Genomic DNA, 21,124 nt, shown 5'->3' with positions numbered 1-21,124 from the left:
TATAAACTCCTATACCATAAATGGAGGATATGACTCAAATTCCCCACGAATAGCTTTTGCTAATAATTGGGCTTGAACATAAGGTAAGAGCATCATTTTCACCTTTTCTTTAGTATATGGATGTTCAACTTCCATATGTTTTCTTTTCTGCCACAGTTCTAGAAACGTGGCACGTCCTTTTTCTGATAGAAAAACACTACCGTTTTCTTTAAATTCAAAGTCTTTTTTCGATATTTGACCTTTATTTATCAGAGAAAATACAAATCTATCTACAATAAAGGAACGAAACTCCTCTACTAAATCTAAAGCTAAACTAGCACGACCCGGCCTATCGGTATGAAAGAAACCAACGTAACTATCTAGTCCCACTGCTTCCAACGCAGATTGGCATTCGTAAGTTAATAAACTGTATCCAAACGATAATAAAGCATTCACACAATCTAACGGTGGCCGTCTAGTACGACCGTTAAACTGGAACGTCTCTTTATCATTTAGGATAAAATCATTAAAAATTCTAAAATATTGGTTTGCAGCTTGTCCTTCAATTCCCAGAAGGGAATTTTTATCCTCAACTGACTGAACCTGTTCCAACGCCCAAGTCAACTCTGTGTTTACTTCTTCGAAGAGATGAGTATCGATTCGATCTCTATGATCTCGCTTAAAACGGAGAAGATATTTCCTGGAATTAGAGATTTTTGCAAGAATGAATCTTTGCGCATATTCTAATGACAGTTCTGCATCTGCTAAACGATACTGTTGCCTTCTAAGTAGAACATTCCCATTTGTGGCTCCAACAAATCGACCGCAAAAACGCCCCTGAGGAGTATGAAAAGATAAATTAATCTGATTTTCAGCGCACAACTCAATTAAAGATGGAGATGCTCCCAGGTAAGAAAAACATACAATACCATCAATAATTCTATACGGGAAACGACTGATGACTTTTCCTTCTTGTTTTATGACGATATTATCTCTTTCTCGAGTCAAATAAAAGTTATCTTGCGTTAAATATAATGTATTAAGAAGCTTTTTCATAAGCCATCCTCACTTTTTAGAGCATGAAAAATATAATTATCAATATTGCGATTCTTCTTGCTTAAGCGTGGCATACAAATATCAACCAAAGAACATAATTGACAATTTTTAAAATACTCAGCTTTCGGAACTACTTTATGCTCATAATATTCGTGCATTTGAGAGGCTAAAGAAACTACTTCTTTTCGTAATTCAGGAGTAATTTCTATTCGTTTCTTTTGATTGACACGATGATAATATAGATAGCTATACTCGATTGTACACCCAAGAGTCTCTTCAAGGCAAATAGCTTGAGCAACTAATTGAACAATATCGTAAATATCTTTTTTGTCTTTTCCTCGCTTATATTCCACGATAATTGGTAGCCACTTGCCACTTCTACCTTTAAGCTCAATTCCTCTTTCATCTTTATGAAACTCAACAACATCTAATATCCCATAGAGCCCTAGCTCTTTTGAGGATACATGCATTGCTCGTGAGATAATAACATCATTACGTTTCTCTTTTACATAAGGATCGTCCGCTTTTTTGTGTAAAATCTGTCCATGAGCTGTCGCCTCATTATCAGACCATTGTTGTTCAATATGAATTAGACTCCATTGCCGTTTACAAAATTGGAAATGCTGGATACCAGATAACATCAAATAGTCATTTTCTGCGTAGACCATTTTATAGTCCTTCTAGAATATCAACTTTCAATCCTTTATTTTCATATTCTGCTAACTTCTCTTGATTAAGATGAATACCATAATCTTCATAAGTATTCTTTTCTTGGTTTTCTTTGTCAAATTCAAACAAGTCAAAAACACGCGCACTAGAAATATTTCCTAACTTATTAGAATGAGTAAACCAGAAGACTTCCCTTACACGCATTGATCCTTCAGGACGTGCAGAAGAGGCATCATTTTCGAAAAGACTTACTAGTGCTTGCTTAATCACCTCTACGTCTTCCGTAGAAAATCCAGTTTTTTCAGCAAAATTTGGATTAATAGATCCCTTCAACAAATAAACTCCGTAATCAACAAAATATTTCATTCCCATAGTATCGGATGAACGTCCACTTTCATTTTTAGCTTCCATCCCATTTGTACTTCTTGTAATCTGTAAACTAGAGATTACGATTGGTTCCAACGATTTAGCCATATTTATAGAAACTGGTCCACGAACACCAATTGATTTTTTCAAATAAGTAAAAACTTGACCAAATGAACGAACATCTAACCACAATTTATTAGCTTTTTCTTCAATATCTTCATCAGAATCTTTTGCATTAAATTGATTAGAAAAACGTTTTTCAAGTGAACGAAACTCATCTTCAATACGGTCTCCAGCTTGAACAAAAGTTGGATGACCAAAGTCTTGCATACGATTTCTAATTTTGCGCTTAATCGCCACATCAGAAATTAAGCCATGTCCCTTAGCATCTGTTCTTGGCATATTACCCGATAATGGATCTCCGTTAGCATTTGCTTCTCGTACCTCAATTGTTACCATAAAGTCAATTTTATTTTCTAACATAAGCTAGTTCTCACTTTCGTTTTTTTCTTTTTTAGTATAAAAATATTGTTTTTCGCTATAATAACCAAAAATAAATTGATAATCTAAAGGATCATTTATATCTTTATTCGTCATTAAAGGACTTAATAGAGAAATGATTTCTTCTCGCTCTTTTTCCAATTTATTATAGATTCCTCTAGAGTTTAATTTGACTGTCTCTTCATAAGGTTTAACTTTATTTGCGAGGTTCATCATCAACTTAGCTGGTTGGCTCGTATAGGCATTCCAATACCTTTCAGCATTTGTTATCCTTTCTTGATTACCACCTTCTATACGATATCTCTGAGCTTCCATTAACTCAAAAATAGCTAGTAATCGTCCAAATAGATAAGAACGATTAGTGTTTTCATGGTCTACCATTGGATTAAACTCCCTTCCATATTGTTTATGTAGAACTGCTAAACTAACTTGTTGCAATGAATGCCAACATTTAGGATAATTTTGCCGATGTTTAATATTAGCTTCAAGTTTTTTAACGATTGTATTTGGAATGGATTTCCCATCAATTAAGGCTGTCACTAATTGCTGATATTGATCACTTCGAAAACTATCATTGTCTAATTCTAGATAACGTCCTCTATCTACACCATAGGCCGCATTAATAATCTCATTAAAATTTGGTGTTTTTTGTTTATATATTCCTGATTTTGTTCTCGCTTCCCAAGAATAAGTATCTTGCCAATTCTCCAGATTTTTTAATAACTGAGATACTTGAAGTTGACGGAAATATTTTAGAGCGATACGGCCATTACTTGTTTTGTTTAATATTGCAATATAATATGTAGCATCATTTCCAAATAATTTTCGTCCCTTAATAAACGAAGATCCAATCTCTTTATTCTCAGCATTTGGTCTAATCAATTGATGACGTTCTTCTATATCATCATCTTCATCCTCAAATAGGCTATCAAACTCCGGTTTAACAATATCTAATTGACTTTTATTTGCCAAATCATCACTAAACCAGTTAATAAGATACTGTGATGATCCCAACCATGTACTACTGTTATTATTTTCAAGCAAATACTTAATCATCAAATGGATTTTTTCAGAGGTTTCATAACCTACACTAAAAACATCTTCGCGTTCTTTAAAACGTCCTTTATAAGCTTCGCCTTTATTACTAACAGAAATGATTTTAGCATTTCCCATCAATCCTCTATGCTTATTTGTGATTGTCTCATTGCGTCCGCTTATATTACACACTCCCATATTATCTTGAAATGCTCTTACAAATGATATAAAGGATTGATGTAATTCTTTGTATGTCGTTACAGATTCATCTTTGAAATCATGGTATTGTACAATCGAAAACTCAATGAAACAAGCAGATAAATCAATCGTTTTACTTTTTTCATTCGAATCTTGATAGGTTACCTTCAAATTTTCTCTTTGATAGGATTCACCAAACAGAGAATTTAAAACGATATTTAAAAAATCCGCTCTAAGTATAAACCTCTGAATCTTTTCTAAATAATCTTTAACCTCTTCTTCCTTACAAAAGCAGACCCAATTAGCAAGTTGATTATGGAATTCTTCGTATTGAGATTGACTAACTTCTTGAACATAATAAGATAGTTTATCTACCAAAGGATGTGGTGCCGGATTGCTACCAGACCTTGCAACAGAATTGCTCGTTACTGGAAAAATAATCGATTGATTATCTGGCATGAATTCCGCTTTATAAAAGGTACCATCTTTATTCAATTTGATGAGAATTATATTATTGCCATTCGATTTCAGACTGGTATGGTATAGTGGAAGCAATACAGGATCATTATCACCTGTTTGTTGATCTACTAATCCAATCTCCTCTGCTTTTTCATATGCATTTAATAGAGAAGTAAAAAAATCCATTAGCTTTCTCCTTTCTCCATCTCTTCATATTCGTTAAACTCATCATCAACTGATTTAATTTGACCAGGTAGCTTAAAAGCATAGCTGGATAAAGTATTAACTATTTCACATTCCTTCTGTGACTTAAATTTAATAATGCCATCCTCCATAACTGTTTTTGCGAAATAAGATTTCAATGGTGTTTTTTTATCTGTTGGGTAGGCAAAGGAATGAAACATAATTCCTAAATCGATGGAGAATCCATCATAATAGGATGGGCAGTTCTCATATTCTTCTTGATTAATTTCATCCACCAAGGCAAAGCACTCCCTTGTTCCAAGAAAAACATCCCGTCTTCCACCTTTTCGAATAGACCGCTCCATAATCGCTTCGTGTTTATTTGCCTGTCTATCCTGTATCAAATCTTCGCGATTCTCATTCCAAACAAAATGAAACTTTACAAGATACTCTACATCACTCAAATAAGAAACATAGCTCAGGTCAGCACTGTAATCGTGTAACAAAGCACGAACACCGTGCAACTCTGTTTGTATTTGATTAACGACCTTAACTTCAGTTATAACATTTGTAAATGTAGGTTTATGATAAATCCCGTCAACTATTCCTTGTAAAGCCTGCCGAGTCGGAACCGAATACGACGATCTTTCACTCCCACCTTTAGTTGCTGGATTCGTAAATAATGCCCTATCGCCACGAATTCTAGCATAGAAATTTCTTGATCTATACAAGGTAAAACCCTCCTTCTGTTCTTTTATATTGCTATTTTAATCTTGCTATAGAAAAAAACCTAACTTGTTTACATAATAAAGTTTTGCATCTCTATGGTAATTCCTTTCTTTTCATGATAATACCCATCTGATAACACTAGTACATTTCCATTTAGATACGATTTTGTTGCTTCTAAAATAGGATCATGCTCACGCACATTTACAGTATAAGATTGCAATTCCTTTAAGAAGTTTTTTATAATCTGAAATTCTCCTTCTGAAGGATAATCAGACTCACACAGCTCTTCCAACCGAGATATCTTTTCTATTGCATCACCGTATGGAACTAAAACTCCTATTGTCTCATTATTGATCAAGTTCATCTTTTGTCCGGCTGTTTTAAATGCTTGCTTCATTCTTCCTTTAAAGTTAGGTCTTAATTGGTATTTATTTATACTTAAATAATCAAAAACTGACTCCCCATGTGATAATGGATAATTCATTGAAGATTGATTATTTGCATAGTAATATTCAAAGAAATCTTTATTTAAAAGTGAAGTATCAATTGGAGATGAATTTTTATGTAGTATGAACTCTGTTGCTTCTTTCTTATTTTTGATTTCTTTAAGTCGTGATATATTCTCCTCCTCATTCATAAGGTTCACTAATGTAACTTGCCCTTTTTGACGCTTCCCTTCACGGTTACAACGTCCACTAGCCTGAACAATTGAATCGATTCCAGCATAAGAACGAATAACTTGATTAAAATCAACGTCCACTCCTGCTTCAATTAATTGCGTACTAATACAAATAATTGGTACACTATCTTTTAAATGCTGCTTTATTTCTGATATCATATCAAATCTATGCTGAGCACACATATTTGTTGATAATTGATAGAGAGGACGATCTGTCAGTTCTTCAAGCATTGTATAGAACTTATCAACTGTTTTTTTGGTGTTAAAAATTGCAAGTATGGACTCATTATTATCTAAAACAAAGTCAACTAATTCTGCTAGGTTTGTATATTGATTCTCTTCATTAAATTTTCTAAGTTCTGTTCTTGCAAACACTTCTGTTTCATCATGAGTTAACTCAACTATATCAGAACATTCGCCGTTCTTCCCACCATAATCTAGACGATGAGTTATTGAGGTTGAATCATAGGCAGGTTGCGTTGCAGTACAGAGGATTATCGTCGTGTTCATGACTTTATTTAAGAAGTTCATTGTTAAATTAAACAAAGTTGTGACTTCAATAGGTAAGGATTGGACTTCATCTAAGATTAAAACACTATTCGCTAAATTTGAAAAACGTCTAATATTAGATGATTTTGTCTTAAATAACGTTTGAAAAAATTGAACCATAGACGTGAGAATAATTTGACTATCCCAACTATCAATTAAATAATCTAACATCAATGTGTTTTTATCATCATTATCATCATTTTGGTGAATTACATTTGAATGATGTTCTAATACCCCAGCATCACCTGTTATTTTTTTGATCTCAGAAGCATTCTGCTCTAAGACTGATAAAAAGGGAGTAATGTAAAAGAATCTTGATTTTTTCTGCTTTACAAGTTGATGGAAAGCATATCGCATACTGAGATTTGTTTTACCTGCTCCAGTTGGTAAATCTAATCGATAGATTCCAGCTGAATCGTTTTCTCCTCTTTCCTTTACTCTCTCACTAATTTGTAAACGAATTTCATTTAGCCGTGTCGTAGGCTTGCCAAAACCTCTATATTTTTCTTCAATAGCACTTAAATAGGAACGATTTAATTCTTCCCTTTCTTTAGATTTTAAAGGTTGAACAATTATACCGTAAGCATTGATAGTGTCTAATATATCTGCATTTTTTAGTAACGATAAATAAAGCCTAATAAAACAACTTGAATAAAAATCTTTTTCACTTTCATTAATCCATTTTAAAGTAGTCCAAGCTTGTTGATAATTTTCGAATGCTTTTTTAATTAAATTATCTAAGGAGCTATATCCATAATAAGGTAATTGACTTTCTAACTTTTGTGCAAAAGGTTCAATATCTTCTTGATAACGACTGCTTTCAGTTCCTTCAATTATTCTATACCGTAGCCTGTTGTATGTATATTGAGAGGCATTTATTGTTTCATCTTGGAGTAAAATATCATACATCCCATGATGTGATGATATAACGTAAGCACATATTTCTTGAAAAAACTCTCTATCTGTTTTCTCTACATTTAAACTTTTCAAACAGACTTGTATCTTTTGGAAAAGATACCTTGCTCCAGCCGAGGAGTGATCAACATGCTTATTAGGATGCAATAAGAGTTTATCTTGAAACTCTTGATTAGCTTTCCCTAAATCATGATACAAGCCCAATAAAAATAGAATGTCTCCTTGATCAATAACGTTCGCATCTTCTCGTGCCTTAGTCGCAACATTAAAAGAATGATCTTGAAGGGATTGAACATTCCCATTATTATCCTTATGAGCTAAAATCATAACAAACCTCGCAAAATTCTAGATGTTATAATATTAACTTTATTTTACTCCTACTTTCCTCAAAAATCAATTCATTATATGGAGATATTCCATCTATTTTTAACTTCTTTCTTACACACAAAAAGGAACTCGCATACACGAGTTCCTTTTTCTTTATGTCCCCTGCCGGAATCGAACCAGCAACTACTCCTTAGGAGGGAGTTGTTATATCCATTGAACTAAGGGGACCGATAAAAAAAGAAGCGAGATCACTCCCGCCTCCTTGTTCGTCTTAACGACGGATTTCTTTAATACGAGCTGCTTTACCTTGCAATGCACGAAGGTAGTACAATTTCGCACGACGTACTTTACCGTAACGTACAACTTCAATCTTTTCTACACGTGGAGTGTGTACTGGGAATGTACGTTCAACACCGACACCGTTAGAGATTTTACGAACAGTGTACATTTCAGTGTGTCCTTGACCTTTACGAGCGATAACAACGCCTTCAAAGATCTGGATACGTTCACGAGATCCTTCGACAACTTTCGCGTGTACACGAACAGTGTCACCAGGACGGAATGCAGGGATATCAGTACGAAGTTGACCTTCAGTCAAGCTTTGGATTAATGGATTCATTTTATTCTCCTATCTTCGTCAATCTTGAGGGACCTCCCTCAGCGGATAAACTGTATTTTTGTGCTTCCATTACGCACAAAAACTATCATATCAGATAATTTCAGGTTTGTAAAGCTCTTTTCTCTACTTTTTCGCAACTTTTTGACCGGAATAAATACTCCACCCTTTTGGTAGGCAATAGGCGATGGCACAAGCGATGACAAAGAAAGGAAGATTAGCATAACCAAAGACTTCTCCTCCGATCAAGATCGGTGCGAGCAAGGTCGTCGTCGCACTGCCAAAGACACTTGCATAACCAATAGCGGCCACGACTAAGACTGGTAAGCCCAGCATAGGAGCAAGAAAGACTCCAAGCGTAGCTCCGATCGCAAAGAGCGGGGTCACTTCTCCTCCTTGGTATCCAGCAGAGATGGTCACCACGGTAAAGAGGAGCTTCAAGATCCAGTCATAACTCTGCGCACTACCCTGATGAAAAGCCACATCAATCAGATTGGTTCCAAGTCCACTATAAGTTCCGACCTTGGTCAGCTGGAGAGTCAAGAGGACCAAGCTGAGTCCAGCCCCTATAAGGGCAATCCGGATATAGGGATTAGGCAAGACTTGAGCGACTGTTTTCTTCAACCAGGAAAGGCTAACTGCAAAGAGTTTCCCAGCGAGTCCAAAAGCCAGGCCAAGAAGGGCGACTTTAATCAAGGTCTCTGGTGTCCAGCTCAGCGTTTCTCTTAGTGGCACAGCAAATTTCTCTAAACCAAGGGCATGCGAAGTGAAGCTAGCCACGATCGAAGAGATAAGCGCAGGATAGAGAGCCATCAACTGCAACTCCCCAACTGTCAAGACCTCAAGGGCAAAGAAGGTTGCTGCGAGTGGCGTCTGAAAGAGCCCTGCAAAACCAGCTGCCATCCCAGTCATGAGAAAAATACGCGAAGCATCCGGAATCTTGATGTAACGCGCAAAACGATGCGAAAGGGTCGCTCCGATTTGGACTGCTACACCTTCCCGACCAACCGAACCGCCAAAGAGATGGCTCATCCAGGTCGTCAGCATGATCAAAGGCACCAAGACCAAGGGGATTTTCTCCTCACGCGCGTGTCCGACATCAAAGATGAGGCCCATCCCTTTTGAAGCCTTGCCACCAAAACGTTTATAAAGATAAACGATGACAAGCCCCGCTAGGGCCAGAAAAAGAATCAAGGGCCAATGCTGGCTTCGGACATCTCCAATCAGGAGAAGACCTTGACCAAAAATCATGTCAATGGCACCAACCAAGAGACCAATGAAAAGCGCCATCCCTGTTAGGACCACATACTGTTGTGCTTTTTGCTTGATCGATAGACTAGTCACGCGCCCTCACCTCCTCTTGGAAGTCTCTCGAGCGCTTCATCATATCTTGAAACTGAGCTTGAATGGTCGCACGATACTGCTCCTCCGTCACGAGAGAGCCGACTTTCTCAAGCACCTCTCTTTCCCTTCCTTGATCGAGCACAGGTAAACCCTGCTGCTCCTTATATTCTACAATCTGACCGACACAGACCATCCGTCTTTCCAGCAAGGCTACAAGCTCTTGATCGATTTGGTCAATGTCCTTACGAATCTGATCTAAATCCATGTGTCTCCTCTTTATTTTGGATATAAATCGAGGCTGTAATCCATCGATCCAGTCTCTTTGTCATTAATTTGCTTTTGCTACAAGTTCTTCTGCAAAGGCTTCTAATTTTTCAATGTCTTCGTCTTCTGCAGACAAATCAACTTTGACACACTCAGAACCTTTTTCAGCACCAGTCGCAGCGAAGCAACGGTCGAAATCATCAACTGCTTTACAGAATTCATCGTAGAAGGTATCACCTGATCCTACCACACCGTAAAGTTTGCCTTTGAGATCAAGGCCAGCCAAATCTTCGTAGAAATCTTGGATCTCATCTGGAAGCTCTCCATCGCCGTATGTATAGGTCGCTACCACTGCGATATCCGCATCAAGGAAGTCCTCCGCATCCACAGTTGTACACTCATCCACATCTACTTCGACACCAAGATCACGGAATTTGTCCGCTACAATATCCGCAATTTCTTCAGTATTTCCAGTCATACTAGCAAAAACAATCTTCGCTACAGTCATAATTTCCTCCCAAAAGCTATTTCCCGTATTATACCACTTTTTCAAGCATTTTGCACGAAACCTTTCCCGATAAGCTGAAAGAAGGGACACGTTTCAAGAATTTGGACCGATTCAACCTAATCGCCCTCGTTTTCTTCTTGAATTGCTTTAATAGTTTTAATTTCTTCATCCAGCTTTTTATCAAAATCAGACTTATTTTTGAAGGGATACGAATAGGTGCGCCAAGTATACCATTTTAGCCCTTCCTTATCTTTATAATACCACTCAATTTTAGTAGGCAGAAACTCTTTGTTGTAGGAAATTCGAACCTTAGAAAATTGACGATTTTTCTTCAAATAAATCGTTTCAAATTCCGGAGGATATTCCTCTTTCATTAATTTATCATCCACAAATCTTTTCGGTGAACTAGTAATTTGATAGCTGGATTTCTTAATTTCATCAGTAGTAATTTTCTTACATAATAGAACCGATGATAATTCGTTATTTACTGCAGATTTGTAATACTGATTACGATCCCAGTCCGTTTTATAACCACCATAAACTGTATCATCTTTCACTGCGGTCTCATCATTATAGTAATATTCCTTTTTCTCAAGGTCCAACCCAACCTCAAAATGGTCTTCGGTAGAATCTCCCATTTTGATCATAACAAATTGCTTTTTCTTTAAAACATTCAATGCCGGTTGATTGTTACTACAACTACTTAGGAATACTGCAATAAGCATTACGATCAACACTACCACAATTGTTTTTGGAAATTCTAACCATCGTTTTCTTTTAGTTGATTGTTTCATTTCTTTCATCATATTCATCCATTCTAACAAAATATCTAACCAATGTAAAACCGCTTCCATAGCTCCTAATTAGTGATAAATGCTTGCTGGATGGGCCTTTCTTATGTTAAAATTGACAGAGAAAATGAGGTAATGTATGAACGTAATGAATGAAATTCTTGAAAAAATTCAAGCTTATGACACGATTATTATCCACCGTCATCAGAATCCGGATCCGGATGCGATTGGTAGCCAGGTGGGCTTGCGGGATCTCCTGCGTGCGCACTTCCCTCAAAAGCGGGTCTTGGCAACTGGCTATGACGAGCCGACCTTGACTTGGCTTGCTGAGATGGATACTGTCAGCGATGAGGATTATGATGGAGCTTTGGTGATTGTCTGTGACACGGCCAATACTCCCCGCATCGATGACAAGCGCTATACGAATGGTGATTTCCTGATCAAGATCGACCACCACCCAAATGACGATGCTTATGGCGATCTGCTCTGGGTCGATACTGAGTCTAGCTCTACCAGTGAGTTAATTGCACTTTTTGCTAAGGAATTGGATCTTGAACTTCCAGTTAGTGCTGCGCGTCTTCTCTATGCTGGGATTGTCGGCGATACAGGTCGCTTCCTTTATCCTGCTACTTCGACTCGGACCTTTGAGATCGCTGCAACTCTTCGAAGCATTCCCTTTGATTTTACAGCACTTGCTCGGCAGATGGATACGATCAACCTTAAGACAGCTAAGCTTCAAGGCTATGTCTATGACCATCTTGAGATCGATGAACATGGCGCTGCGCGTGTGACCTTGACACAAGAACTCTTAAAGAAATTCGATCTACGTGATTCAGAGACTGCTGCAATTGTTGGGGCACCTGGGCGCATTGATACCGTGTCTGTTTGGGCTATCTTTGTCGAGCAGGCCGACGGTCACTTCCGTGTCCGGATGCGTAGCAAACGAAAAGTGATCAACGAAATTGCCAAACGTCATAATGGTGGTGGCCATCCACTTGCGAGTGGAGCCAACTCCTACTCTCTTGAGGAAAACGACGAAATCTACAAAGAGCTACAAGAAGTGGCTCGCAAAAACGAAGGCTGAGAACGGATCCTCAGCCTTTTTATCTTGGTCACGGGGTTTTCATTTGATCTTTCTTATGGTAAAATAAAGCTAATAAATTTTAAGGAGACTTATTATGGAAAAAAATCGTTTGTTTATCATTATCTCTGCTGCGGTAGCGATTCTTAGCTCTTTCTTGCCATGGGCAAGCCTTAATGCTGGTGCCTTTGGTTCATACAGCTGGAATGGCCTTCGCGGAGATGGATGGTTCGTTATTATCTTCGCAGTCGTTGCGATTGTCCTTGCTTGCTTGAACGATGTGAAATCTTCACTACCAAAAAGTTTTGCAATTGGTGTTATCGTAGCAGGAGCTCTCTCAACTATCGTAACATTGATCGATCTATTTGGTGTAAACAAATATGCTGTTGACTTCAATGGTTATGGCGTTTCAATTGGCTTTGGTTTGATCCTTGCTTTAATCGCATCAATCGCTATTGTTGTAACTGGTCTCTTGGCGATGTCAGGTGGTAAAATCACTAAAGGAACATTCGAAGAACTTGCTGAATCTGGTAAAGGATTTGCCCAATCTGTTGGACGCGTGACAACTTCTACTGTAAAAACTGCTGTAAATGAAATCAAAAAAGAAACACACGAACACACTGAAGGACAAGCTGATCAACCAGTTGAAGCACCAAAAGATCCAAATCAATCTGAACAATAATAAGATTTGATTCACCTTGGCTTAGCCAGGGTGATTTTTTTGATCATTAATTTAAATAAAATTAGTGAAAATACTTGTCAAGATCCTGGAAATTTGGTAAACTAGCTTAGTAACAATCTATGGCTCGGAAAGAGACCATGGCAGAAAGGAAATATTGCAAAATGAAAAAAGATATCCATCCAGAATATCGCCCTGTTGTCTTCATGGACACTACTACTGGTTACAAGTTCCTCAGCGGTTCAACTAAGTACTCTAGCGAAACAGTTGAATTTGAAGGTGAAACTTACCCATTGATCCGTGTTGAAATTTCATCAGACTCACACCCATTCTACACTGGACGTCAAAAGTTCACTCAAGCAGATGGACGTGTGGATCGTTTCAACAAAAAATACGGTCTCAAATAAGAACCAACACAGAACCACTTCCCTTTCGGGAGTGGTTTTTTTGATATCTGTTTCTTTTATTGTGAACGCACAAAATAAGAGGTTAGGATGTTGATCCCAACCTCTTTTTTCATCTTAATGGAACTGCATTCCACCATCTACGATAATGGTTTGTCCTGTGATGTAGTTTGAATCTGGTCCAGCAAGGAAGCTGACCGCTGCTGCTACATCTTCTGGTTCTGAAAGACGTTTCAATGTGATATCTTTAGCGAATGTTTGCATACCCCATTCGTCGTCTTTGCCCGCGTTCTTCCCAACTTCATGAGCAATGTCAAACATCATTGGAGTTTTCACGATACCTGGTGCATAAGCATTGACGGTGATGCCTGAATCCGCCAAGTCACGCGCCAAGGTTTGCGTAATCCCACGAACAGCAAACTTAGTCCCACCATAAATAGTCAAGTTTGGATTTCCTACAACCCCTGCTTGTGAAGTCGCATTGATGATCTTTCCACCATGACCGAGTGCTTTGAACTGAGCTTGAGCTGCTTGTGCACCCCAAATCACACCACCAACGTTAATAGCAAACGTACGTGTAAATTGTTCTTCAGTAATTGTATCAAGTGGTGTAGTTGGCGCAACACCTGCATTGTTTACGACAACATTCAAATCTCCAAAATGGTCAACAACCTTTTGGAAAGCTGCAGCCACTTCTTCTTGTTTAGACACATCAGCTACGACTGCAAAAGCATTATCTGCTGATAACTCAGCAACTGCTTTTTCAGCTGTTTCAGCATTGTAGTCCAATACTCCGACCTTGAAGCCATCTTGCACCAAACGTTTTGCGATTGCAAAACCGATTCCTTGACCAGCACCTGTGACAATAGCTACTTTAGACATATGATTCCTCCTTGGTATCAACGATACCAGCAAACGTTCATAGAAGAACAGCAAGGGTTGACAACTAGTTTTGGGTGAATCTATCATCAGTTCCTTCCAAAACTATGCTAACAGTATACTCCTTTGTGAAAAAAGTGTCAAACTCTGGCCTGTTATTTTTAAAAAAAGTTTATTGATATGATATTTTTATTTAGTGATAAATGAACAAAAGCGTGAAATAGAATATGGCTTTTATCCACTACGGATCACTATTCTATTCTGTAAAAGCTACATAAAAAGAGAGTGGGACAGAAATCGGTCATTCGTTAGAATTCGATTTCGTCGTCCCACCTCCGCACAGTTGAGTAGGGCTGTAAAAGCTGATGAAATCAGCGTAGTAGAGCCCACTCAACCACTGCGTCTTGCTCGACAATCCAAAGACAATTGAGAGGCTAGGATTTCTGTCCCACTCTCTCTCATAAACTATTCATTTGATGAGTCCCTTTAGTCATCAGACTCTGCAAATACTTGAGTGGCTTTGACTGCTTTCTTCCACCCCTTGTACAATTTCTCTTTGCGAGCTTCATCCATCTTGGGTTCAAAGATTTGAGCTGCTCCATGAAGAGATTTTAATTCATCTAAATCCTTCCAATAGCCTACTGTCAGACCTGCTAGGAAGGCTGCTCCTAAAGCCGTCGTCTCCAAGTTTTTGGCACGAGCAATCGCAATCCCAAGAATATCTGCCTGAAACTGCATTAAGAAATCATTTTTCGCTGCCCCTCCGTCTACTTTTAGGACAGGGATAGGGGTTTTGGCATCTACCTGCATGGTGTCGATGATATCGCGTACTTGATAGGCAATAGATTGAAGGGTTGCTTTGATAAAGTCTTCCTTGCTCGTTCCCCGGGTAAGTCCAAAGACAGAACCACGCGCCTCTTGATTCCAGTATGGGGCTCCAAGACCAGTAAAGGCAGGGACCACATAGATTTCATCTTGGTTCTGGGACTTCAGAGCATAGGCTTCAGATTCAGGTGAATTGTCTATCATACGCAGACCGTCGCGAAGCCACTGAATGGCACTCCCAGCGATAAAGATAGATCCTTCAAGGGCATAGTAGACCTTGCCATTGATCCCATATCCGATAGTCGTCAGCAGGTTATTTTCTGATAACTGCATCTCTTCACCCGTATTCATAATGATGAAAGATCCAGTTCCATAAGTATTCTTGACCATACCAGGTTCAAAAGCCAATTGGCCAAAGAGGGCCGCTTGCTGGTCTCCTGCCATCCCTGCAATCGGCACTTGTCCACCGTAGAAATGGAAAGGTGCTGTCTTGCCATAAATTTCAGAGTTTGAACGCACTTCAGGAAGCATGGCTTTAGGAATGTTGAGGATTTCTAAGATTTCATCGTCCCATTTCAGTTCCTTGATATTGTAGAGCATGGTACGGGCAGCATTGGAATAGTCTGTCACGTGAGCAGCTCCATCCGTCAGCTTCCAGACCAGCCAAGTATCAATGGTACCAAAGAGTAAGTCGCCTTTTTCAGCTCTTTCTTGCGCACCTTCTACATGGTCCAAAATCCAACGAACTTTAGTCGCTGAAAAGTAGGCATCGATAACTAGACCTGTCTTTTGATGGAAGGTTTCTACATAGCCTTGGTTTTTAAGTTCCTCAGCCATTGGAGCAGTTTGCCGTGATTGCCAGACAATGGCATTGTAAATAGGAAGCCCCGTGTTCTTATCCCAAACAACTGTCGTTTCTCGCTGATTGGTAATGCCGATTGCCTCTATTTGATTGGGCTTGATGCCACTTTCAATAAAAACCTCAGCAATCACCGACTGAACCGTGTTCCAAATCTCATTGGCATTGTGCTCCACCCAGCCAGCCTGCGGAAAAATCTGAGTGAATTCCTTTTGACTAGAGCTGACTTGCTCGCCTTTTTTATTAAAAATGATAGCTCGCGAACTAGTGGTTCCCTGGTCAATCGCCATGATGTAAGTTTCTTGAGACATAAACTGCCCTCCTGAATTCGATACTTAAAAATCTTGTTCTTTCATAAACTAGTATACTCTATTTCATCATGGATTTGTATCCATTTTTTAAAGAAAATCCGGTCTAAAATTTTCTACTGCTTCTAGCTCTATCAGACAAAGTTAAAAGAGCCCTGAGGCTCTTTTAACTAGTAGTTCAAATGCTTATCAAGATCTGCTCTGATCTAACCGATTTAAGAACTCCATGGTAGGGCTGTCTTGGTAAAGTTCTTTAAGAGGAATGTTCTGATAGACCGCTATTTCGTCCGCAGTCACACCGTAACGAATTAATAGATCATAAATACGATTTAAATCATGACGTAATTCATCCGTTATGAGGACATTATCGCTTGTTTCTTTTGTTTTCCAATAATAAGATGGCAGCACTTCCTTGGTTTCAATTAAAATAGTTTGCAACAAAGTCCCACCATGGCTGTCCTTCTGAGAGATATCGGCCCCAAGTTCCAACATTTTCTCAAAAACCTTGAAAGACTTGTCAGCTTTTTCCTTAGACGAATACATCTCATATTGGCCATTCCAACGTTTGATCATGCGCCTGCAGTCAAATACAGCTCTACCACCCGCTGTTTGGAGGACTGGTTGACAAAACGGATTCAGCTCTGTCGGCTCTTCGATAAAGTTAAGATCTGCCCCTCTATCAATGAGTAAGTCTGCAATATCTAAATGTCCCGATTTGATAGCGACTTGAAGGAGCGACTGTCCCTGATCTCTTTTAGGTTTGTCACCCGAAACAGCATTGACTTCTTCAGGCTTTTTATCCAATATCTGACGAACTCCCTCTAGATCTCCTCTTCGCAACAACTGAAAGGTTTTTTGCATGGTTTTCCCCCTCTCTCATTATAGATAAGAATAACACTGTGTTGATACTTTGATCCTATCGCTAGGTTCTTCGTTAAACTGATTATAGCATTTTATGGACTCTACATTTAAGTCCTAAAGGGTAAAGATGACAGACTCCCACCGAAGAGGTACAACTCTATTTCTCTGATTTTCGTGCAGCCACTAGCCAAGAGGCTACTAGGATTTCGAAAATAACTAGAAGGATAATCTGAGGAAGAGAACTTTGAACCAGCATAAGGACAGCCAGACTATCAATTAGCATATGAGCGATGATACAAGGGACAGCTCCTTTCGAGTACTCCTTGAGCGCTCCAAATAGGAAGGTATTCCCTAAAATCATCAGGTAAAAGATGAGATAGTTGGACGAGCCAGCTGTAATCCAAGGGAGTTGATAGATAGGAATATGCCAGAGGAACCAGACAATGGAAAGAACCATCATTTTAGGTATAAAGTGCTTACTAAAGGAAAGATGATCTTGTAAAAACCAACGCCAACCGACTTCTTCTAGGCCTCCATATAATAAGGTCCAGGGGAAATAAAGGAAGAAGGCCAAGAGGGAGTTCCCAGTAAAGCGAACGTTCATAAGCAGGATGGAAATCCCATAATAGATGACGGGGATGAAGAAAGCTAGGATCCAAGATAGGGAACTTTCTTTTTGAAGAAAGACCTTTTTGAAAAATTCACCCAAGGAGTTGACTTCACTCAACACCAGAGAAAAGACAGCAGCCACAATCATAGGAATCAAGTTCATTAGGATAAACAGTAGTGAGGTCCCCATACTACTTCCATCTGGGAAAAACCAAAGGATCACTTGCCCTACTAGAAATGTAGCAAGGAGGGCAGTCAATGCATACCAGATAGCAACTGATTGTTTTGAAATAAATTTGTTCATTTTTCCTCCTTTACAGTTACATACTTCTTTCTTGCAATCATGATTGCTAAACTAATAATAAGAATTTTACTAACGATAGATAGCCATACCTCTTCATTCACTATCATCTGAGACAAGGCATTGATACAGGCATGAGTCATGACACAGATCCATAAATTTTCCGTTTTATGATACAAGGCCGATAAGATAAAGCAGTTAGTTAGCAGACCTACTAGAAACGGAAACAATTGAATGACACCTAAAGAACCATCAATATAAAAGTATAGTAGATGCCAACTAGACCAGGCTGAAAAGGTGATCAAAGTAGCTGAAAGATAAGGTATTTTTTCCTGCAAAGTTGGCTGAAAGAAATAACGCCAGCCAATTTCTTCAATCCCACCGAAAAGAAGAGCCTTGAAAAAAAGTACTACTGGCAAGACCAACGATTGAGTGGTGATCTTACCACCTAAGATAAATGGGAAAAAGTCAAGCAACAAGAAAAAGAGCACTAAGCAATAATTTGCCAAACTGTCTTTGACTTGAAAAAAATCTTTTAGAATTTGTTTGAAACTAGATTGATGGTAAATAATGCTTGCAAGACTGCCCCACAAAGCTGATGACAAGCCACCTACAATAATAGCGATGATCCCAAATGATGATGTAAAATCAACTTTGACTCCTCCTGCTCTTAAAAACCAAACCAGAAGGCAGACTCCTAATACTTGACCAAAGGTCCCTAACAAATACATAGATAGGGCTTGCTTTCTATTCATTCGTGATTCCTTTTTCTTTCAATTAATTTCCAGTGCTATCTACCTTAAACCCATACCTGCCAGCATTTCGTTTGAGCTTCTCAACCAGAGCTTCATTCCGCTTACTTTTTCCAAAAAAGAAGGGAATAGTCTTTCCGTTTCTAAGCTCGATATAGAAAGCATAGCGAGCCCCGCCACCAGATCGTCCACGAAAAATTGCATAGGTGATTTGCTTGATCTCTTTCAGCGGGATCCTGCGACGACTGAAACACAGAGCGACATGGATATAGAAGATTCCATAGCTAATATGGAAAGGAGCAAAGAAGGGACCTCCACTACGTCTCACAATTGCCCTTCTTCTCAGGAAAAGGAGAACAGTGAAAACGAGCAAGAAAATGAGCACATATAGAATCGGAGCATACTCCATTATCTTTCTAAATTCTAACACGCTGTCTTTCATCCTCTACTTCATCTCAACCCATTTTTCATTATCCATGATAAAGGGCTTAGCCAGACCTTCGCCTGTGTAGTCTTGGTACTTGGTCTCCAAGTATTTGTAGACATCTTCCTTGGTCGTAAACTTGATGGCTTGATAGGGTTCTTCAAAGGTCAGCTTTTCGACAAAGAGATAGCCGTCCTTTGCAGGAACTAAAACGCCGACATGGCCGACAAAAAGGGTATTTCCATCCAGGTTATCATGAACGATAACAGAAAGCATGCGCGCATTTTCATTGAACTTGAAGTGAGAAAAATACTCTTCCATCTTCTTGGCATGGACCTTGACATCCGTTGTCGCCTCTGTCGGAACCCGTGAATACAGAATGTTAAAGGCTTCCTTGTCTGCCTCACCGAAGATCTTCCCTTTGTCAATCGCATCATTGTCCACAAATAAAAGTTCACTATCCGCTTTCATCTTAGGAATCTCGATGCGATTCTTCAGAAGAGTATAACTATTGATCCGGCAGTTGGTCCCGACGAAATCGCCCTTTTTCTTGGTCCACAAGTCACTGATCTTCTCAACATTGTAGTCTGTTTTCTTGAAGGTGCTGAAGTCACCCGTTAAGCCGACCGAGCCGACAATGCTATCGTAGTCCGTTACTAGACCCAGAAACTTGTCTACACTTTCCCGATCCAAATAAGCAGACAAGAGAGCCCGCACTTCTTCGACACTCGCCTTGCTGTTGAGGTTGCTATAGCTTCCCTTGTAGCGCTCCTTATCTGAACTAGATTTCTGCACAGTGGAACTTGCCTGCTTTTCCTTGGATTGCTTTTGGTTGCTACCACAAGCCGCTAAAGCAAAGAGCGCCAAGGCACAGCTAGTAAGGAGCATGATTTTTTTAGATGGTTTCATAAACTGGTTCCTTCTCTATTGATTAAAATGTTTGTACCATAAATTTTTCATATTGATAATCCTTCTCCTCTATTATAGTTTAAAACTAGGTTAGCTCCAACTATTTTTTACGAAATGAGAAAAGTTTATGAGCAGCAAAAAAGAGCTGGCAAACTGTCCAGCTCTTCAATATGTTACAAAAATCAAAATTTAAATTATTGTTTAATTCACCCAATCTATTTTTGCATGCTCTATTGCGTACTCAGCTTCTTCTTGAGTAAATTTTCTTTTTTCAACAAGTATTTCTAATATCTTTTCTTTCGTAATCTTGCGACCGTTTGCATAAGATTCCGCTTCTTTCACAGCGTCCTCCTTCCAATCGAAATTAACATGTTCTACAGCATAGTCAGCCTCTTCTGGAGTAAATAGTTCAACATTTATAAGTTGCCAAACTAATTTTTCTTTTGAATAACGATACCTTTGAAGTGATTTTGCTGCTAAAACAGCCTGCTCTTTCCAGTCCATATTAAGCTTATATATAGCGTACTGGTTAGCTCCTTCTGAATAATTATAAATCTTTATTTTATTTTTGATAGCCTGCTTCGAAATAGGAGAATCCTTTGACAGTTGCTTAGCTGTTGCATATGCCCTTTTAAATTCTTCTTCTACTAAAGTTGGATGAAAAAGTTTTTTCACAAGCAAATTAAATAATAATTCTAAATCGTCCTCATTTCCATCACTTGAAGAAGAGTATTTTTTATAATCATAATTCTGCGTACTAGAACTTGAAGTAGCGTATTCTTGTTTTGATGATTCAAAATCATCCTTATTTCCATCACTTGAAGAAGAGTATTTTTGTACAGGATTAGTCAACTGTGATCCTGAACGTGAATTTATCCATTTATTATAATTTATTTCATAATCAATTACTATAAGAGCTAGCATTCCTGCAAATAATCCAAAAATTGTAAAAATAAATATCAAAAACTTTTTCATCATGACTACCTTTACTTGTTTTTCTCCAATGAAATTTTCATCCCTCTGGAACTGCTTTCATTAGTATTATATCATGAAATATTGTTCATT

The 21,124-nt window shown here is 38.5% G+C and carries 22 protein-coding genes and 1 tRNA gene; 3 read left to right on the top strand and 20 right to left on the bottom strand.

Annotated elements, in window-relative coordinates:
* Positions 1-9 precede the first annotated feature (9 nt).
* From cas1c to WKT08_RS05490, 12 genes are all read right to left on the bottom strand, one after another.
* On the bottom strand, positions 10-1,035 hold the full coding sequence (gene cas1c, locus WKT08_RS05545) for a type I-C CRISPR-associated endonuclease Cas1c (RefSeq protein ID WP_061590880.1): 1,026 nt from the start codon (positions 1,033-1,035) through the stop codon (positions 10-12).
* The gene (gene cas4 / locus WKT08_RS05540; protein WP_061590881.1) at positions 1,032-1,703 is read right to left on the bottom strand and encodes a CRISPR-associated protein Cas4; all 672 of its coding nucleotides are present in this window, start codon (positions 1,701-1,703) and stop codon (positions 1,032-1,034) included. The genes cas1c and cas4 overlap by 4 nt, the downstream gene beginning before the upstream one ends.
* A gap of 1 nt (position 1,704) precedes the next feature.
* The gene (gene cas7c / locus WKT08_RS05535; protein WP_061590882.1) at positions 1,705-2,553 is read right to left on the bottom strand and encodes a type I-C CRISPR-associated protein Cas7/Csd2; all 849 of its coding nucleotides are present in this window, start codon (positions 2,551-2,553) and stop codon (positions 1,705-1,707) included.
* A gap of 3 nt (positions 2,554-2,556) precedes the next feature.
* Entirely contained in the window at positions 2,557-4,449 is a 1,893-nt protein-coding gene (gene cas8c, locus WKT08_RS05530) for a type I-C CRISPR-associated protein Cas8c/Csd1 (RefSeq protein WP_340280626.1), read from the bottom strand.
* The gene (cas5c, locus tag WKT08_RS05525) at positions 4,449-5,177 is read right to left on the bottom strand and encodes a type I-C CRISPR-associated protein Cas5c (protein WP_061590884.1); all 729 of its coding nucleotides are present in this window, start codon (positions 5,175-5,177) and stop codon (positions 4,449-4,451) included. The genes cas8c and cas5c overlap by 1 nt, the downstream gene beginning before the upstream one ends.
* A gap of 68 nt (positions 5,178-5,245) precedes the next feature.
* Complete coding sequence (gene cas3, locus WKT08_RS05520) at positions 5,246-7,645, bottom strand: CRISPR-associated helicase Cas3' (protein ID WP_340280622.1); 2,400 nt, start codon at positions 7,643-7,645, stop codon at positions 5,246-5,248.
* A 156-nt stretch (positions 7,646-7,801) separates the two neighbouring features.
* Positions 7,802-7,873: transfer RNA gene (locus tag WKT08_RS05515), tRNA-Arg, on the bottom strand.
* Positions 7,874-7,916: 43 nt separating this feature from the next.
* Entirely contained in the window at positions 7,917-8,264 is a 348-nt protein-coding gene (rplS, locus tag WKT08_RS05510) for a 50S ribosomal protein L19 (RefSeq protein WP_003003254.1), read from the bottom strand.
* 123 nt (positions 8,265-8,387) lie between these two features.
* A complete protein-coding gene (locus WKT08_RS05505; protein ID WP_340280729.1) occupies positions 8,388-9,551 on the bottom strand; it encodes a chloride channel protein in 1,164 nt (387 codons plus the stop codon).
* 46 nt (positions 9,552-9,597) lie between these two features.
* The gene (locus tag WKT08_RS05500) at positions 9,598-9,870 is read right to left on the bottom strand and encodes a chorismate mutase (protein WP_003012298.1); all 273 of its coding nucleotides are present in this window, start codon (positions 9,868-9,870) and stop codon (positions 9,598-9,600) included.
* Positions 9,871-9,933: 63 nt separating this feature from the next.
* Positions 9,934-10,377, bottom strand: a complete 444-nt coding sequence (locus tag WKT08_RS05495) for a flavodoxin (RefSeq protein WP_003007049.1) — start codon at positions 10,375-10,377, stop codon at positions 9,934-9,936.
* A 116-nt stretch (positions 10,378-10,493) separates the two neighbouring features.
* On the bottom strand, positions 10,494-11,231 hold the full coding sequence (locus WKT08_RS05490; protein WP_256263232.1) for a hypothetical protein: 738 nt from the start codon (positions 11,229-11,231) through the stop codon (positions 10,494-10,496).
* 76 nt (positions 11,232-11,307) lie between these two features.
* Between WKT08_RS05490 and WKT08_RS05485 the strand changes: the two genes are divergently transcribed.
* The 3 genes from WKT08_RS05485 (at position 11,308) to WKT08_RS05475 (ending at position 13,335) form a co-directional block, all read left to right on the top strand.
* Positions 11,308-12,252 carry a DHH family phosphoesterase gene (locus tag WKT08_RS05485; RefSeq protein WP_049491165.1) on the top strand — a complete coding sequence of 315 codons (945 nt, stop codon included), beginning with the start codon at positions 11,308-11,310 and terminating at the stop codon, positions 12,250-12,252.
* Positions 12,253-12,346: 94 nt separating this feature from the next.
* Entirely contained in the window at positions 12,347-12,931 is a 585-nt protein-coding gene (locus WKT08_RS05480) for a DUF5336 domain-containing protein (RefSeq protein WP_049491167.1), read from the top strand.
* 161 nt (positions 12,932-13,092) lie between these two features.
* On the top strand, positions 13,093-13,335 hold the full coding sequence (locus WKT08_RS05475; protein ID WP_003016441.1) for a type B 50S ribosomal protein L31: 243 nt from the start codon (positions 13,093-13,095) through the stop codon (positions 13,333-13,335).
* 114 nt (positions 13,336-13,449) lie between these two features.
* Here WKT08_RS05475 and WKT08_RS05470 read toward each other — a convergent pair whose 3' ends face one another.
* The 8 genes from WKT08_RS05470 to WKT08_RS05435 all read right to left on the bottom strand — a co-directional run bounded on the left by WKT08_RS05470 (position 13,450) and on the right by WKT08_RS05435 (position 21,037).
* Complete coding sequence (locus WKT08_RS05470; protein ID WP_021153076.1) at positions 13,450-14,214, bottom strand: (S)-acetoin forming diacetyl reductase; 765 nt, start codon at positions 14,212-14,214, stop codon at positions 13,450-13,452.
* A 483-nt stretch (positions 14,215-14,697) separates the two neighbouring features.
* Positions 14,698-16,206: a glycerol kinase GlpK gene (gene glpK / locus WKT08_RS05465; protein WP_340280615.1), complete on the bottom strand. Its 1,509-nt coding sequence runs from the start codon at positions 16,204-16,206 to the stop codon at positions 14,698-14,700.
* A 186-nt stretch (positions 16,207-16,392) separates the two neighbouring features.
* The gene (locus tag WKT08_RS05460) at positions 16,393-17,064 is read right to left on the bottom strand and encodes a hypothetical protein (RefSeq protein ID WP_070665947.1); all 672 of its coding nucleotides are present in this window, start codon (positions 17,062-17,064) and stop codon (positions 16,393-16,395) included.
* A 157-nt stretch (positions 17,065-17,221) separates the two neighbouring features.
* Positions 17,222-17,977, bottom strand: coding sequence for a CPBP family intramembrane glutamic endopeptidase (locus WKT08_RS05455; RefSeq protein WP_272143602.1), 756 nt, complete (start codon positions 17,975-17,977; stop codon positions 17,222-17,224).
* Positions 17,974-18,729: a CPBP family intramembrane glutamic endopeptidase gene (locus WKT08_RS05450; protein WP_272143604.1), complete on the bottom strand. Its 756-nt coding sequence runs from the start codon at positions 18,727-18,729 to the stop codon at positions 17,974-17,976. Before WKT08_RS05450 ends, WKT08_RS05455 begins: the two co-directional genes overlap by 4 nt.
* A gap of 22 nt (positions 18,730-18,751) precedes the next feature.
* Positions 18,752-19,168, bottom strand: a complete 417-nt coding sequence (locus WKT08_RS05445; RefSeq protein WP_272143606.1) for a hypothetical protein — start codon at positions 19,166-19,168, stop codon at positions 18,752-18,754.
* Between the two features lie 3 nt (positions 19,169-19,171).
* Positions 19,172-20,059, bottom strand: coding sequence for a DUF4300 family protein (locus WKT08_RS05440; protein ID WP_272143608.1), 888 nt, complete (start codon positions 20,057-20,059; stop codon positions 19,172-19,174).
* Positions 20,060-20,260: 201 nt separating this feature from the next.
* A complete protein-coding gene (locus WKT08_RS05435) occupies positions 20,261-21,037 on the bottom strand; it encodes an Ltp family lipoprotein (protein WP_340280604.1) in 777 nt (258 codons plus the stop codon).
* Positions 21,038-21,124: the final 87 nt, after the last annotated feature.

It is taken from the genome of Streptococcus sp. HCA-5024 (assembly GCF_037890265.1).
GTDB classification, from domain to species: Bacteria; Bacillota; Bacilli; order Lactobacillales; family Streptococcaceae; genus Streptococcus; species Streptococcus lingualis.
This window is presented reverse-complemented; position numbering and strand designations above follow the sequence as displayed.

What these genes read in the sequence shown, in the direction of transcription:
- cas1c (WP_061590880.1), bottom strand. Translation starts at nt 1,035, where the DNA reads ATGAAAAAGCTTCTTAATACATTATATTTAACGCAAGATAACTTTTAT.
- cas4 (WP_061590881.1), bottom strand. Translation starts at nt 1,703, where the DNA reads ATGGTCTACGCAGAAAATGACTATTTGATGTTATCTGGTATCCAGCAT.
- cas7c (WP_061590882.1), bottom strand. Translation starts at nt 2,553, where the DNA reads ATGTTAGAAAATAAAATTGACTTTATGGTAACAATTGAGGTACGAGAA.
- cas8c (WP_340280626.1), bottom strand. Translation starts at nt 4,449, where the DNA reads ATGGATTTTTTTACTTCTCTATTAAATGCATATGAAAAAGCAGAGGAG.
- cas3 (WP_340280622.1), bottom strand. Translation starts at nt 7,645, where the DNA reads ATGATTTTAGCTCATAAGGATAATAATGGGAATGTTCAATCCCTTCAA.
- rplS (WP_003003254.1), bottom strand. Translation starts at nt 8,264, where the DNA reads ATGAATCCATTAATCCAAAGCTTGACTGAAGGTCAACTTCGTACTGAT.
- WKT08_RS05505 (WP_340280729.1), bottom strand. Translation starts at nt 9,551, where the DNA reads ATGGCGCTTTTCATTGGTCTCTTGGTTGGTGCCATTGACATGATTTTT.
- WKT08_RS05500 (WP_003012298.1), bottom strand. Translation starts at nt 9,870, where the DNA reads ATGGATTTAGATCAGATTCGTAAGGACATTGACCAAATCGATCAAGAG.
- WKT08_RS05495 (WP_003007049.1), bottom strand. Translation starts at nt 10,377, where the DNA reads ATGACTGTAGCGAAGATTGTTTTTGCTAGTATGACTGGAAATACTGAA.
- WKT08_RS05490 (WP_256263232.1), bottom strand. Translation starts at nt 11,231, where the DNA reads ATGGAAGCGGTTTTACATTGGTTAGATATTTTGTTAGAATGGATGAAT.
- WKT08_RS05485 (WP_049491165.1), top strand. Translation starts at nt 11,308, where the DNA reads ATGAACGTAATGAATGAAATTCTTGAAAAAATTCAAGCTTATGACACG.
- WKT08_RS05480 (WP_049491167.1), top strand. Translation starts at nt 12,347, where the DNA reads ATGGAAAAAAATCGTTTGTTTATCATTATCTCTGCTGCGGTAGCGATT.
- WKT08_RS05475 (WP_003016441.1), top strand. Translation starts at nt 13,093, where the DNA reads ATGAAAAAAGATATCCATCCAGAATATCGCCCTGTTGTCTTCATGGAC.
- WKT08_RS05470 (WP_021153076.1), bottom strand. Translation starts at nt 14,214, where the DNA reads ATGTCTAAAGTAGCTATTGTCACAGGTGCTGGTCAAGGAATCGGTTTT.
- glpK (WP_340280615.1), bottom strand. Translation starts at nt 16,206, where the DNA reads ATGTCTCAAGAAACTTACATCATGGCGATTGACCAGGGAACCACTAGT.
- WKT08_RS05460 (WP_070665947.1), bottom strand. Translation starts at nt 17,064, where the DNA reads ATGCAAAAAACCTTTCAGTTGTTGCGAAGAGGAGATCTAGAGGGAGTT.
- WKT08_RS05455 (WP_272143602.1), bottom strand. Translation starts at nt 17,977, where the DNA reads ATGAACAAATTTATTTCAAAACAATCAGTTGCTATCTGGTATGCATTG.
- WKT08_RS05450 (WP_272143604.1), bottom strand. Translation starts at nt 18,729, where the DNA reads ATGAATAGAAAGCAAGCCCTATCTATGTATTTGTTAGGGACCTTTGGT.
- WKT08_RS05445 (WP_272143606.1), bottom strand. Translation starts at nt 19,168, where the DNA reads ATGAAAGACAGCGTGTTAGAATTTAGAAAGATAATGGAGTATGCTCCG.
- WKT08_RS05440 (WP_272143608.1), bottom strand. Translation starts at nt 20,059, where the DNA reads ATGAAACCATCTAAAAAAATCATGCTCCTTACTAGCTGTGCCTTGGCG.
- WKT08_RS05435 (WP_340280604.1), bottom strand. Translation starts at nt 21,037, where the DNA reads ATGATGAAAAAGTTTTTGATATTTATTTTTACAATTTTTGGATTATTT.